Consider the following 13,549-nt stretch of genomic DNA (forward strand, 5'->3'; position numbering starts at 1 on the left):
GGATTTTCGGCTCAGGCGTAGAAGCGCTGCAGGCTACGGGCAACCACCGCTGGCTTGCTGTTGCCTTCAGCTTCGATTGTGACGTCGACGGTGAGCTGGTAGCCGCCCGAGATCTCGGTCACCTCGACGAATTCGGCGGTCGCCCGCACACGGGACCCCACCTTCACTGGCGAAACGAACCGAACCTTGTCGAGGCCGTAATTGACCTTCGTCGTGACGCCCTCAACCTGCAGCAGCGACTCCCACAGCGGGATCAGCAGCGACAGGCTGAGGAAGCCGTGCGCGATCGGGCCGCCGAACGGACCATCTTTGGCACGCTCCGGGTCGGTGTGGATCCACTGGTGGTCGTCGGCCGCGTCGGCGAACGTGTTGACACGTTCCTGGGTGATGTCGATCCACTTCGATGGGCCGAGTACGGTGCCGACGAGCGTGGACAGGTCGGAATGGGTGACCGTGGTGGTCATGGTGTTCTCCTTGATTCGGTTGGGTCAGGCGAGGGCGGACGCGCCGGTGGGAAGCGCCCGATGATCAGTGCATGACGATCGCTGCGTCGGACACAGGACCGGCCGCCGCGAGTCCGAGCAGGCGCGCGGCGTTGTCTTTGAGGATGCCGGGCATCACTTCCGGTTTGAGCGCTGTCTGTGTGACGTCGTTCAGCCAGCGGTCCGGCGTGATCATCGGGAAATCCGACCCGAACAGGATGCGCTTCTTCAGCATCGAGTTCGCGGCGCGCACCAGCTCTGCCGGGAAGTACTTGGGGCTCCACCCCGAAAGGTCGATCCAGGTGTTGTGCTTGTGCGTCGCCACCGAGAGCGCCTCGTCCTGCCACGGCACCGAAGGGTGGGCCATGATGATCTGTAGACCGGGGTTCTCCGCTGCGACGCCGTCGAGCAGCATGGGGTTCGATAGACCCAGGCGCAACCCGCGCCCGCCGGGCAGGCCGGCACCGATGCCGGTCTGACCGGTGTGGAAGAGTGCCACCACGCCGGCCTCTGCCATCGCGGCATAGAGCGGCTGGAACCGCGCCTCGCTCGGGTCGAAGCCCTGCACCGTCGGGTGGAACTTGAACCCCCGCACTCCGGATTCGTCGATGAGGCGCCGAACGCGGTCCAGGGCGTCCTCACGATTGGGGTCGACGGACCCGAATGGGATGAGTACGTCGTTGTGGCGCACCGCACCCTCCGCGATCTCCTCGCTGGAGACCGGCGGATGGTTCAGGTTCGTCTCGGCGTCGACCGAGAAAACGACGGCAGCCATCTTCCGTTCACGGTAGTAGTCGGCGATCGAATCCAGGTCGGGGCGACCGGCGTCCGTCGAGAAGTACCTGGTGGCCGCTTCGTTGAGGTCGCCCGGCAGCGATGTGTGACCGGTGCCATCGATTTCGATGTGGACGTGGACGTCGATCGCGGTGATCGCTGCGATGTCGATCGCAGGCTCATAGCGGGTCATGTGTCACGCCTGCTTGGGCTGCAGTTCTTCGGGGAGCGGCGGGAACTTCTCGCCGATGTCCTGCAGGTTGTCAGTCAGCACGGTCGCGTTGGCCAGGAGGGCCTCGTAAGTCCATCCGCCGTCCTGGTACTCGGTGACGACCGGTTCCGGGTGCGTCCAGACCTGAATCCGGTCGCCGCCGACGCCGATGGCCTGACCGCTGATGCCCGCAGCCTCATCCGAGGCCAGGAAGGCGATGAGGCCGGAGACATCGGATGCCGAGCCGAAGCCGATCTCGCGACGGAAGAACGCCGGCATCGGCTCGCCCTTGGCCTCTGCCTCGATCGCGGCCGAGAAGTAGGGCACGGTGGCAGTCATGGCGGTCGCGGCGACCGGGATGACCACGTTGGCGGTGATGCCGGCCTTCTTGAGCTCCAGCGCCCAGGTTCGGACCATGCCGACGATGCCCGCCTTGGCCGCAGCGTAGTTGGTCTGGCCGAAGTTGCCGCGCTGACCGGTGGGCGAGCCGATCGTGATGATGCGACCGGGGATGCCGTTCTCGCGCATGTAGGTGGCTGCTTCCCGCACGCAAGTGAAGGTGCCACGCAGATGCACGTTGGTGACGAGGTCGAAGTCCTCGTCACTCATCTTCCAGAGCACCGTGTCGCGCAGGACGCCGGCGTTCGTGACGAGGATATCCAGGCGACCGAAGACGTCGACGGCCGTCTGCACGAGCTTCTTCGCCGTGTCCGTCGAGCCGACGGCAGCGACGACTGCAGCAGCCCGGCCGCCCGCGGCCTCGATCGACGCGACCGCATCGCTGGCGGTCTGCTCGTCGACGTCGTTGATGACGACCGCCGCGCCTTGGCGGGCGAGTTCTTGGGCGTAGGCCAGGCCGAGACCTCGGCCCGAACCGGTGACAATTGCGACTTTGCCGTCCAACGACATGATGGCTCCTTCGTTCGTGAGTCGATCCCACCACAATTTAGTGGACATTGTCAATTATTGTCACCTGAATATATAGTGGGTGGATGACCGCCAACACTTCAACTCCGCCACGCCGCGAGCGGCTGGCGCAAGGCGTCATCGGAGCAGACCTGAGTTTCCTCCTGGCACGCGCGAATGCCGTTTCGCTGTCCGCCGCGAACGCAGGTCTGGCTGCCCACGGACTGCGCGTCCGTTCCTACTGCGTCCTGGCGCTCGCCTGCGATGGGGCCAGGCCCAGTCAGAAAGAGATCGCTGAATTCCTGAGGCTCGACCCCAGCCAGGTCGTCAGCCTCATCGACGAACTGGCCGGGCGGGGTCTCGTCGAACGTGTGCCAGACCCACGCGACCGCCGCTTCAACGTGCTCGTCGCGACGGACGCCGGACTCGAAGTCCACTCCCGCGCCCGAGTGGACATCGTCCGCGCGGAGGACACCGTGCTCTCGATTCTCACCGCAGACGAGCGTGACGCGCTTGCCAACGTCCTCCGGAGACTCGCGTTCGCGAACGAGTGACACCGCGCGTGCTGCGCGTTGCCCCCCCTCCCTCATATCAGCCCATAAGGAAGAGCCGGTTATGACCTCTGTATCGCTCCCCCGCACGATCTTCGGTGAATCGCACGACGAGTTCCGCGATGTAGTCCGCCGATTCGTCGAACGCGAGGTCACGCCCAACCTGGAAAAATGGGGTGAAGCTGGCCGAGTCGATCGCACCCTGTTCCACCGGGCAGCCGAGACAGGACTGATCGGCATCACCGCGCCGGAGGAGTTCGGCGGCGGCGGCGTGGACGACTTCCGCTTCAACGCGATAGTCATCGAAGAATTCGCTCGCGCCGGCGCGAGCGACGTGTCCATGTCCATCAGCGGCGAGAACGACCTGGTCGCGCCGTACTTAGTCAACTTCGGCACGCCAGAGCAGAACGAGCGCTGGCTCGCCCCCATGCTCGCGGGAGACAAGGTCGGCGCGATCGCGATGACCGAGCCAGGCACCGGCTCAGACCTCGCCGCGATCACGACGACGGCAGTTCTGGACGGTGACCACTTCGTGCTCAACGGTGCCAAGACGTTCATATCCAACGGCCTGCTCGCCGACTTCTTCATCGTCGCGGTACGCACAGACCCCGCGGCCGGCCGCAAGGGCATCAGCCTGCTTGTCGTGGATGCCGACACCCCGGGCTTCACGCGCACCGGACCGCTGAAGAAGATCGGCCTGCCCGCGCAGGACACCGCCGAGTTGTCGTTCGCAGACGTCCTCGTCCCGCGGTCACAGGTGCTGGGCGGCGAGGGGGAAGGATTCACCAACATGCGCCGCAACCTCGGGATCGAGCGCCTGAGCATTGCCGTCACTTCCATGGCCCGGATGCGCGCGACATTCGAGCAGGCACTCGCCTATGCATCTGAGCGTCGCGCCTTCGGAACCCGCATCGCCGACTTCCAGGCCAACCGCTTCTACCTCGCCGAACTCGCAACCGAGATCGAGGTGACGCAGACGTTCATCGACCGATGCATCCTCGACGCCTCGGGCCACGCATTGGACGAAGTCACTGCCGCGATGGCCAAATGGTGGACGACCGAGTTGCACCAGCGCGTCATCCAGCGCGCGCTCCAGCTCCACGGCGGTTACGGCTTCATGCGCGAGTACGCTGTTGCCGGCGACTACATGGACTCCCGCGCCGCCACCATCTTCGGTGGCACCACCGAGATCATGAAGGAGATCATCGGCCGTAAGCTCACCCGACTGAGTTGAACGGTACACACGCTAAATAACGCACCCCGGTCGTTGGGAACCATCCCCTTCCGCGGCTCAAGACTTATTGAACTATTCGGTTCAGTGTTGCACACTGAATCACATGGTTCAACAACAAGTTGTCGATAGCCAGCTCGACCGCGCTTTTGCCACGCTGTCCGACCCGACCCGCCGTGGCATCCTGACCCGGCTCGGTAGCGGCCCTGCCACCATCGGCGAGCTTGCCGAGCCGGCCGGGATGACCCTCACTGGCCTCAAGAAGCACGTGCAGGTGCTGGAGGATGCCGGACTGGTCACCAGCGAGAAGGTCGGGCGTTCGCGGGAAGTGCGGCTGGGCACCGAACGACTGGATGACGCCATGCAATGGATCACGTTCTACCAACGCCTCTGGGAGCGCCGCCTTGACGGTCTCGAGGTCTACTTCACCCTCAAGAAAGGAACGGACAAGTGACAGAGACAACAGACACCATCGAGCTGCGGATGACGCGGCTCCTGCCCGCGACACCGGAGGAAGTCTTCGACGCCTACACCGACGCCGAGAAGCAGAAGATCTGGTTCAGCATCCTGGACGAAGAACCCGGCATTGTCGAGATCGAGGTCGACCTGCGGGTCGGCGGCAAGCAGACCGCCGTCTGGGGGCCCAACCGCGACGAGCTGTTCCACGAGACGCAGGTGTTCAAGGCCATCGACCGACCGCACCGGCTGGTCACCACCTCCACCGGAAGCGACCCCAGCGGCGGGGAGATGACCACCGAAGTGGAGGTCACCTTCGAGGAAAAGGACGACGGCACCCTCGTCACCGTCGCGCAGAGCGGCTTCCCCGACGTGCAGACCCGCGACTTCTTCCAGACCATGGCCTGGGTGGGAGCGTTCGACCGCATCGAGGCGTACCTCACTCGCGAACGCGCGTAGGGCATCCGCCCCCTCCGCGAGACGGGCCAAAGCGCGAGTGCCCCGCCGCGGCCACCCGCATTTTGGCCCGGCTCGCGTTCTTGGGCTCGCGAAATCGGGAGGTGCGGCTCCAACCGCCGTAGCAGGCGGACGAAGTCGCGAACGTGCATGTCGTCACTCGGGGATGTACCGGCCATGCCCGTCATCTTCCCATTAGTAGGAGACTCTGACCGGCTGCACTCACACAGCGGCCCAGGCTTGGGGCGCGCGCCCTCCAACTTTCTGCGGCCCGCCGGGCCATAGCTGCCGAAATACAAACGGGATGGTCAGCCTCGCGATTACCAAACCGCTCGGCACAGCCTTCTACTTTCCGTTGTCCTCCGTGATGAAGTCTGCCGCGCGCCAGGCAAGGGCCATGGTGGGCGCGGCGGTGTTACCCGAGACCTGCATGGGCAGGACCGAAGCGTCCACAACACGCAACCCCGTCACGCCGCGGACTCGCAGCCGGGAGTCCACGACGTCGTCATCGTTTGGCCCCATCGCGTTGGCACCCACCGCGTGGTAAATGGTCGCGCCGTTGTCGACTGCGTATTGAATCACTTGGTCGGGAGTCGACACTGCCTGACCTGGATACTCTTCCTCGGCAATGAGCTCGGCGATTGGGCTTTCCGCAAACACACGCCGCGCCTGATCGAGGATGGTCGAGGTGACTTTTCGATCGACCTCCGTTTGCAGGTAGTTCGCGTCGATGACCGGCAGGTCGTCCGGACCCTTGCCCGAAATGTGGATCGAACTAGTTGTGGTGGGCCTGATCTGATAGCCCAAGTACATAATCCCGGAATGCTTCGCGAGGCGCACCGCGTCGAAGCTTTCGGCATCGAGCGCCAGCGGCACGAACAGTCCCTGGATGTCGGTGCGATCGAGTTCAGGCGACGACTTGAATCCGGCGAGGATGTTGTATCCGGCATCCGAGATGGGGCCGCGCCGGGTGAGCAAATACTTGAACCCCTCCCAGCCCTGTTTCGGTAGGGAGTTGAGCCGCTGCGTGAGACCGATCGGCTCCTTGAACTTGACCTGCATTGCCACGCCACGCTGCTCGATGACACGTTCACCGAGGTTCGGGCTCTCCACCCGCACGTCAACGCCGGCCCCATTCAGGATGTCGGGGCGCCCGATTCCGGACCGCTCGAGCAGCATCGTGCTCTCGACGGTGCCACCTGAGAGAATCACTTCCTTGCGCGCAAGGAAATGCTGCTTCTGTCCGCGCCGCTGAGTACGCACGCCAGTGACTCGCGTGCCGTCGAAAGTTAGGTAGCCGACCCGCGTTCGGGTCAGATAGGTCAGATTCTTCCGCTTGCTTGCCGGGCGTAGAAATGCGCTGGCCGCGGAGACGCGAAGGCCGTTGCGCACGCTCGACGGCGTCATCCCGATTCGTTCGTGCTCGACCGCGTTCACGTCCTCGACGACGTCGAGACCGGTCTTCGCGGCGGCCGCGAGGATTTTCTCCGTGATGTCGTCCTTCTCGGCAAAAGAGACTCCGTACGGGCCGTCGCCTCCGCGCATCGGCGACGAGCCGAGCACATGGTTCTCCATGTTCTTGAAGATCGGCAGCATCTCGTCCCAGCCCCAGCCCGGGTTGCCGAGCTCGACGAGTTCGTCGTAGTCCTTTTGAAACCCACGGGTGTACATCATGCCGTTGACGGTGGTTGATCCGCCGGTCACTTTGCCGCGGGCCCATACCTCGCCCAGTCCACCCGCGCGGAATGGCAGCGTCGGATAGCGATACGCGTAGCGGTCGCCGTTGAGCGTGAAGAAGAACCCCTTCGGGATCGAGTGCATTGGGTTGGCGTCCGATCCACCGTATTCAAGCAACAGCACGGAGTTGTTCGGATCTTCACTCAACCGGTTCGCGAGCACGCTGCCGGCAGCTCCGGCCCCAACGATGATGTAGTCGTACGTGTTCTCGCTCATGTGCTCCTCCGTCTGGTATCGACCAGGCGGGAATTGGTGCAGCATCGGGTCGATCTTCAAGTCCAGAGTATCGGTACCCAGTACCGAAATCAAGGGGCCACGTCGGCGCGGGCTTATGCGGGCATATTGTCGACCCAACGCTGCAGGTCGTCAACAAAGCGCCCGAGCCGCAATTCGAGTTCGGCAAGCACCCCGGACGGCTCCTGCATCAGGTCTGCGTCGCGGGCGCCGATGAACGCCAGCAGAACCGCCTGCACCGCACCGCCGATCGCCTCGGGGGTGAAGTCGTCAGGGCCGGCGCCGGCACGCGTACGAACGAAGTCGGAGACCACCGCGGCCCAACGCTGCCAGTGGACAGCCTCTTCGGCTCGCTGCTCCGGCGCTCGCTGCAACCGAAACCGCTGCAGCCAGATGCCCGTGGCGTCCACGTCGCTTGAGAAGGCGTCGAGGATTCCGTGGAGTACGGCGGTCGCGAGGGGTTCGTCACGTAGTCGCGACCTGAGCGCCTGCTCAAGCCGAACAAGGTGCGCGTCGAACGGCGCCCACAAGATATCGCTTTTGCTGCGGTAGTAGCGGAAGAAAGTGGTGCGGCTCACGCCACTAGCGGACGCGATCTCCGGGATCGTCGTGTTCTCGAAGCCCTTGGCGGCAAACAGAAGCACCGCTGCGGCCTCTACCGCCTCCCTCGAGGAGGCGGCTGGTCGCCCTGGGCGTCGCTGGGTGCTCACAAGTCGAGCCTAGAGCGGTCTGCGGACGGCCAGAAACTGGCTCAACCGAGTTGATCGACTACCAGCGGCAGCGTGAGTCCGGCCGGACCCACCATTGCGCAAGGAATAGATAACTCATTCCATGCGTTTGCATAAATATCAGTTGACGGCGGTCACTAATATCGCCGCTCTACAATGCAGGGCACAACGGAAGAAGGAGTAAATATCATGGCCAGACTTGATGGCAAGGTGGCAATCATCACCGGTGCTGCACAAGGAATGGGTGAGGCGCATGCGCGTCTTTTCGTCGCAGAGGGCGCGAAAGTTGTGCTCACCGACCTCAACGAAGAGCGCGGGAACAAGCTCGCGAGCGAATTGGGCGAGAATGCTCGATTTATTAAGCAGGACGTTGCGTCGCTTGCGGAATGGCAGACGGTGGTCGACACCGCCGAGAAGGAGTTCGGCCCTGTCACCGTGCTGGTGAACAACGCCGGAATCATCGGCCCGGTCGTTGAAACGGTCGAACTCAGCGAGGAAGACTACCTCAAGATAATCGCCGTCAATCAGCACTCGCAGTTCTTCGGCATGAAGAGCGTTATCCCCTCCATGCAGAAGGCCGGCGGCGGTTCCATCGTCAATATCTCATCGACTGCCGGCATGCTCTCAGTGGTCGGTTCGCCAAACTTGGCCTACGTCGGAAGCAAGTTCGCATCGCGCGGCATGACCAAGCACGTCGCATTGCAGTACGGCCCCGACAACATCAGGGTGAACTCGGTACACCCCGGATACATCAAGACGCCGATGATGGCCGCAGCGACCGACGAAACCGGCGGCGGCATCGCGGACCAGGTCCCCCTGCGCCGCATGGCCGAGCCAAACGAGGTCTCCGAACTGGTGCTGTTCCTAGCCTCCAACGCATCCTCCTACATCAGCGGCACCGAGCACGTCATCGACGGCGGACTTATCGCCGGATAGCTTCAAACGGTGGAGTGCTCCTGAGCGATCAGGAGCATTCCGCATCCCTAGCGTGAGCTCGGCCATGAGCGCGGCACGAAGCACGAGTCGTGCCAATACGGGCCCATCACGAGCGAGGGGAAGGTGCTCTTGGAGGTGTCTGGTTCGAGGGCAAATCTTCGAAGGAGCTTGAATCTGGGCTGAGGCGGCCTGGAATCGTCTTCAATTCAAGATGAGCTGCCGAATGGCTTCCTCGGCAGCGCCGCTCGCAAGTCCAGCCGTGGCCGCACCGGACAGTGAAGCGAGAAAACCCCGGAGCGTAGCCAAGCCGGCTTTAATCTTCTTCTTCTCCGGCTCAACCTTCGTGAGCTCCGTAAGAACTTGGCGACCGACCTCATCTGCTCGTTGTGGACGATAACCACATCCTCCGTGCCAAACGAACTGCGCGTCCGCGCCAAGAATCGGTGCTGACTCGTAAAGCGATCCATAGCCGTCTCCTTCGGTACGCCGCAAGGTTACTGGCTCTAGACAACCCCCTCGAGTATCAAGGCGGTACGCGCTCTCAGCGACGCTGTTACCGCTGCGTTACCGGTCGTCGTTCAACGGGTACAAGAAAGGCCCCGATTCCCAGTGTTTCATAGGAGAATCGGGACCTTCGCAGTGGCGGTGACGGTGGGATTTGAACCCACGGTAGCTTTCACTACACAACTTTTCGAGAGTTGCACCTTCGGCCGCTCGGACACGTCACCGCTGACGATTGTAGTACACGCCCGATGTGCGACTTTCCAGCCGAACACGAGGATGCCCTACCTACGATCGTGGTGTGAAACGCATTGCCATCATCGTCGCCGCTGCGGCCAGTGTGGTCCTTTCCGCTGCATGGGCAGCCGTCAGCGCGTTCAAGAGTCGCCGGCGCAACGGATCGGCACGACTGGCGCTGACCCTGCCGGTGCACTCAGCCTGGTGGCGCGAGCACGCGAAACGCGACGGTGAAGTCTTGTACGTGGCAGTCGGCGACTCGGCCGCACAGGGGATCGGCGCCAGCAAGCCGCATCGCGGCTACGTCGGCACAGTCGCCGCCCACCTGCGCAAGACCACGGGCAAGACCGTGCGCGTAGTCAACCTCAGTGTGTCCGGCGCCCGGCTGCGCGAGACCCTTGAAACCCAGGTGCCACGGCTCGCCCGCCTGACCCCTGACGTGATCACCGTCTCGATCGGCGCGAACGACATCGCCAGCTTTGACGAGGTCCGCTTCGATCGTGAGCTGCGGGAGTTGGCGGATGCCCTGCCGCCGCATGCGATCGTCGCCGACCTGCCCTCCTTCTTCTTCGGCGAGGCCGAGCGGCGGGTGCGCATCGCCAACGGCATCGTGCACCAGGTCATCGGCGAGTACGGCTTCACGCTGGCACCCCTCTACAAGGCGACCCGCCGCCAGGGTGCCGCGCGGATGGCACTGAACCAGGCATCCGCCGACCTCTTCCACCCCAACGACCGCGGCTACCGGGTATGGGCGTCCGCGTTCCTCCCCCTCGTCGACCGCGCGGTGGAGGCGTTGCCCACACGAGTGTGAGCCTCGGCGCCCGATGACGGATGCCTCGCTTAAGCTGGCAGCATGGCCCGCACCTCCCCCACGTTCCGCTGCACCGAGTGCGGGTGGTCGACCCTCAAATGGGCGGGCCGCTGTGGGGAGTGCCAGGCCTGGGGAACGGTCGTCGAAGCGCACGACGCGACCGGCATCCTTCGTGCTGTCAAGGCCGTCGCCGTCGGCGGTGACCGCGTCGCCAAGCCGATCACCGAGATCGGGGCGGAATCCGTTGCCCACTGGCCGAGCGGTATCGCCGAGTTCGACCGGGTTCTCGGCGGTGGCATCGTGCCCGGTGCCACGATCCTCCTGAGCGGCGAGCCTGGCGTCGGCAAGTCGACGCTGCTGCTCGAAGTCGCTTCGAAGGCCGCGGCCATCGGGCAGAAGATCCTCTACGTCACAGCGGAGGAGTCGGCCAGCCAGGTGCGGCTGCGGGCCGGGCGCACCAACGCCCTCCAGCCCACCCTGTACCTCGCCGCCGAAACCGACCTCGCCACCATCCTCGGCCAGGTCGAGCAGATCGACCCGGACCTGCTCATCGTCGACTCCGTGCAGGCTGTTTCCTCCTCGGCAACCGAGGGGCTGGCCGGCGGAACCTCCCAGGTGCGGGAGGTCGCATCCGCCCTCATCCGCGTCTCGAAAGATCGCAATCTGCCCATCCTTCTGGTCGGACACGTCACCAAGGACGGCACCATCGCCGGCCCCCGCCTGCTGGAGCACCTGGTAGATGTCGTTTGTCAGTTCGAGGGCGACCGTCAGAGCGGGCTGCGCTTCATCCGCGCCCACAAGAACCGGTTCGGGCCGACGGATGAAGTGGGCTGCTTCGAGATGACCGGTGACGGCATCGCAGAGGTCGCCGACCCCAGCGGGCTGTTCCTGTCGCGCGGAACCGGGGCCATCCGCGCTCAGGTCAGCGGCACCTGTGTGACCATCGCCACCGAGGGTCGGCGCGCCCTCCCGGTGGAGGTGCAGGCGCTCATCGTCGAGACGAACGCACCCCAGCCGCGCCGGGTTACCAACGGGGTCGACTCGTCACGGGTGTCCATGCTGCTGGCGGTGCTCGAGCGGCGCGCGGGGCTCAAACTCAGCAAGTTCGACGTCTACGTGTCAACCGTCGGCGGCATCCGCCTTACCGAACCGGGGGCAGACCTGGCCATCGCGCTGGCCATCGCCAGCGCCTACAGCGACAAGGCTTTCCCGGCGACTCTGGCCGCGATCGGCGAGATCAGCCTGGCCGGGGAGATCCGGCCGGTGTCGCAGGCGAAGCAGCGGGTCGCCGAGGCCAGGCGACTCGGATTCACCACCATGATCGATGACACCGCGCCCCACCTGCGCGAGGCAATGCGCACGGCGTTCGCCACCGCACAGCTCGACCAGCCCGACGTGCCGTCCTTCTAGGGGCTGCCGCGGCATCCGCCCTCGTGTATTTTGCGCTGCGCTGCTCGATCCGCTGCACCAACGCCGAGAGCGGGCTCCTCCATTCACGCGCCGGTGAAACTTGACGGGCGCGTGAAGAGTTCACCCGCGTGCGGCGGATGCGAACAAACTCAGTAGAGCAGGAACTGCGCCGTCTTCTCGGGCTTGATGTCACCGAGGCCCACCCGCAGGTGGTAGCTCGCACCATCCGCGGCCACCGGCGAACGCTCGCTGGTGCAGGTCGCCGGGTCTGAGCGGGTGCGGTCCCACGGGATGGGCGTGGTGGTCTGCTTGACCCCGGGCTCGAGGGCGACCTTCTGCGGTGTGCGCTCGGCCTGGCAGTCCGTCGATCGCCAGTACGTCTCTGAACCGCTGGTGATCTCGTACAACTGCATGTCGGTTCCGACGTCTGCGACGCAGGCGACGCTGCCGTTGTTCACGATCGACATGCTGATCATCGGTTGCACTCCCGACGCGTACTGCGTGTTGTCGGTGACCGGCTCAACCGTCACATTCTCGGGGTTGCACGCCTCCCCCTCCTTCTGCACCGGCTCATCCGTCGGCTTGGTGGTGGACGAGGTTTCGGTTGTCGGCTTCTTGTCGTCGTCGGCTGCTTCGGCGCCGGGGCGGAAGATGATGAGCAGCACGACGATCAGGACCGCGAGCGCGCCGAGGCCGACGAGGAGTCTGCGGCGCCAGTACACCTGTGGTGGCTGGGGGCCGACGGGGTTACGGAACGTCGACATGACCCAAGGGTAGCTAGAGGTTCTTCAGCATCCGCGTATTGCCGAGCGTGTTTGCCTTAACTCGGGAGAGATCCAGGAACTCGGCGACGCCCTCATCCGCTGATCGCACCAATTCGGCGTACAGCTCGGGGTCCATCGGTTCCTCCGACATTTGCTCGAAACCGTGCTTCTTGAAGAACTCAACCTCGAAGGTGAGGCAGAACAGGCGGTGGATGCCCAGTTGCGTGGCCTTCTGCTCCAGGCGATCGAGGATGGCGTGCCCGACTCCGCGCCGCAGCCAACTCTCCTCGACGGCGAGCGTGCGCACCTCCGCCAGGTCTTCCCACATGACGTGGAGGGCACCGCAGCCGATCGCGTTGCCGTTCTCGTCTTCGGCGATGTGGAACTCCTGGATCGACTCGTAGAAGACGACCCGCTCCTTGCCGAGCAGGATGCCGCGGTCAACGAGGGGGTTGATCAACCGTTGGACGTCTGGCACATCGCTGGTGCGAGCCGGCCGCACGGAGAAAGTCACTTTTCGATCTTATGGGTCGCCGCTGGCCGCGCGCCGTACACGTTTGCGTATACCTCAGGCGAATGCCGCGGCGAGCAGTGGCGCGGCAAAGATGGCGGCGTAGATCAGGCTCAGCCACGGTTGGTATGCGACATACATGCCGTGCCAGGTCATGCTCCACGGGTGCCGGATGAGAACCCACCCGATCACGTCGACCACGATGGCCACCACCGCCCAGGTGGCGGCAAGCGTCCAGGCATGGGCCCACACATCATCCGGCCGGACGACCGAGAAGTACGCCCACGCGGCCGGCGGGAAGAGCACGATGTTGTAGAGCGGATGCCACGGCAGCGTCGCGCGGTACGACGACACGTCGTACACCGAGCTGATCACGACGCCCTCGTCGGTCATACCGAGGGCCTTCCAGTTGAAAACGGTGTGCCCGATGCCGACCGCGGTGACGACGAAATAGGCGATCCAGAACCACAACATTGACTGGGCGATATCCATGGCGAGCACCCCCCGACCCTATCGGCGAATGCCCTGCGGGAATGTCCACTGACGATGACGGTGGTTGTCGACGATGACGGTGCAACAAACACCGTCGACGTCGACAAACACCGTCATCGTT

General features: G+C 64.3%; 15 protein-coding genes and 1 tRNA gene. 7 read left to right on the plus strand and 9 right to left on the minus strand.

The features are described 5' to 3' along the window. Positions 1 to 11: 11 nt before the first annotated feature. From ACX3O0_RS11005 to ACX3O0_RS11015, 3 genes are all read right to left on the minus strand, one after another. Entirely contained in the window at positions 12 to 464 is a 453-nt protein-coding gene (locus ACX3O0_RS11005) for a MaoC family dehydratase (RefSeq protein WP_459107742.1), read from the minus strand. 64 nt (positions 465 to 528) lie between these two features. Further along, positions 529 to 1,449 carry an amidohydrolase family protein gene (locus ACX3O0_RS11010; RefSeq protein ID WP_459107743.1) on the minus strand — a complete coding sequence of 307 codons (921 nt, stop codon included), beginning with the start codon at positions 1,447 to 1,449 and terminating at the stop codon, positions 529 to 531. 3 nt (positions 1,450 to 1,452) lie between these two features. Next, positions 1,453 to 2,376 (minus strand): SDR family oxidoreductase, encoded by a 924-nt coding sequence (locus tag ACX3O0_RS11015; protein ID WP_459107744.1) that lies wholly within the window; start codon positions 2,374 to 2,376, stop codon positions 1,453 to 1,455. An 83-nt stretch (positions 2,377 to 2,459) separates the two neighbouring features. Between ACX3O0_RS11015 and ACX3O0_RS11020 the strand changes: the two genes are divergently transcribed. From ACX3O0_RS11020 to ACX3O0_RS11035, 4 genes are all read left to right on the plus strand, one after another. Beyond that, positions 2,460 to 2,927: a MarR family winged helix-turn-helix transcriptional regulator gene (locus ACX3O0_RS11020; RefSeq protein ID WP_459107745.1), complete on the plus strand. Its 468-nt coding sequence runs from the start codon at positions 2,460 to 2,462 to the stop codon at positions 2,925 to 2,927. Positions 2,928 to 2,988: 61 nt separating this feature from the next. Next, on the plus strand, positions 2,989 to 4,158 hold the full coding sequence (locus ACX3O0_RS11025) for an acyl-CoA dehydrogenase family protein (RefSeq protein WP_459107746.1): 1,170 nt from the start codon (positions 2,989 to 2,991) through the stop codon (positions 4,156 to 4,158). A gap of 103 nt (positions 4,159 to 4,261) precedes the next feature. Continuing rightward, positions 4,262 to 4,609 carry an ArsR/SmtB family transcription factor gene (locus tag ACX3O0_RS11030; RefSeq protein ID WP_459107747.1) on the plus strand — a complete coding sequence of 116 codons (348 nt, stop codon included), beginning with the start codon at positions 4,262 to 4,264 and terminating at the stop codon, positions 4,607 to 4,609. Continuing rightward, on the plus strand, positions 4,606 to 5,070 hold the full coding sequence (locus tag ACX3O0_RS11035; protein ID WP_459107748.1) for an SRPBCC family protein: 465 nt from the start codon (positions 4,606 to 4,608) through the stop codon (positions 5,068 to 5,070). Before ACX3O0_RS11030 ends, ACX3O0_RS11035 begins: the two co-directional genes overlap by 4 nt. Before the next feature lie 342 nt (positions 5,071 to 5,412). Here ACX3O0_RS11035 and ACX3O0_RS11040 read toward each other — a convergent pair whose 3' ends face one another. Together ACX3O0_RS11040 and ACX3O0_RS11045 are read right to left on the minus strand one after the other, a co-directional pair. Next, positions 5,413 to 7,065 (minus strand): GMC family oxidoreductase, encoded by a 1,653-nt coding sequence (locus ACX3O0_RS11040; protein WP_459108474.1) that lies wholly within the window; start codon positions 7,063 to 7,065, stop codon positions 5,413 to 5,415. 68 nt (positions 7,066 to 7,133) lie between these two features. Further along, a complete protein-coding gene (locus ACX3O0_RS11045) occupies positions 7,134 to 7,748 on the minus strand; it encodes a TetR family transcriptional regulator (RefSeq protein ID WP_459107749.1) in 615 nt (204 codons plus the stop codon). A gap of 207 nt (positions 7,749 to 7,955) precedes the next feature. Here ACX3O0_RS11045 and ACX3O0_RS11050 point away from each other — a divergent pair, with 207 nt between their 5' ends. Then, on the plus strand, positions 7,956 to 8,702 hold the full coding sequence (locus tag ACX3O0_RS11050) for a glucose 1-dehydrogenase (RefSeq protein ID WP_459088777.1): 747 nt from the start codon (positions 7,956 to 7,958) through the stop codon (positions 8,700 to 8,702). Positions 8,703 to 9,342: 640 nt separating this feature from the next. Here the strand turns inward: ACX3O0_RS11050 and ACX3O0_RS11055 are convergent. Next, positions 9,343 to 9,430 (minus strand) — tRNA-Ser (locus ACX3O0_RS11055). A gap of 74 nt (positions 9,431 to 9,504) precedes the next feature. Here ACX3O0_RS11055 and ACX3O0_RS11060 point away from each other — a divergent pair. Both ACX3O0_RS11060 and radA read left to right on the plus strand, forming a co-directional pair. Then, positions 9,505 to 10,251 carry an SGNH/GDSL hydrolase family protein gene (locus ACX3O0_RS11060; protein ID WP_459107750.1) on the plus strand — a complete coding sequence of 249 codons (747 nt, stop codon included), beginning with the start codon at positions 9,505 to 9,507 and terminating at the stop codon, positions 10,249 to 10,251. Positions 10,252 to 10,293: 42 nt separating this feature from the next. After that, on the plus strand, positions 10,294 to 11,661 hold the full coding sequence (gene radA / locus ACX3O0_RS11065) for a DNA repair protein RadA (protein WP_459088783.1): 1,368 nt from the start codon (positions 10,294 to 10,296) through the stop codon (positions 11,659 to 11,661). 149 nt (positions 11,662 to 11,810) lie between these two features. Here the strand turns inward: radA and ACX3O0_RS11070 are convergent, their stop codons facing one another. The 3 genes from ACX3O0_RS11070 to ACX3O0_RS11080 are packed head-to-tail and all read right to left on the minus strand — an operon-like array spanning position 11,811 to position 13,437. Then, a complete protein-coding gene (locus tag ACX3O0_RS11070) occupies positions 11,811 to 12,425 on the minus strand; it encodes a hypothetical protein (protein WP_459088785.1) in 615 nt (204 codons plus the stop codon). A 13-nt stretch (positions 12,426 to 12,438) separates the two neighbouring features. Then, positions 12,439 to 12,939, minus strand: coding sequence for an amino-acid N-acetyltransferase (locus ACX3O0_RS11075; RefSeq protein WP_459088787.1), 501 nt, complete (start codon positions 12,937 to 12,939; stop codon positions 12,439 to 12,441). Between the two features lie 54 nt (positions 12,940 to 12,993). Continuing rightward, positions 12,994 to 13,437: a hypothetical protein gene (locus tag ACX3O0_RS11080; RefSeq protein ID WP_459088789.1), complete on the minus strand. Its 444-nt coding sequence runs from the start codon at positions 13,435 to 13,437 to the stop codon at positions 12,994 to 12,996. Between the last annotated feature and the right edge of the window lie 112 nt (positions 13,438 to 13,549).

This window comes from Homoserinimonas sp. A447 (genome assembly GCF_054489325.1).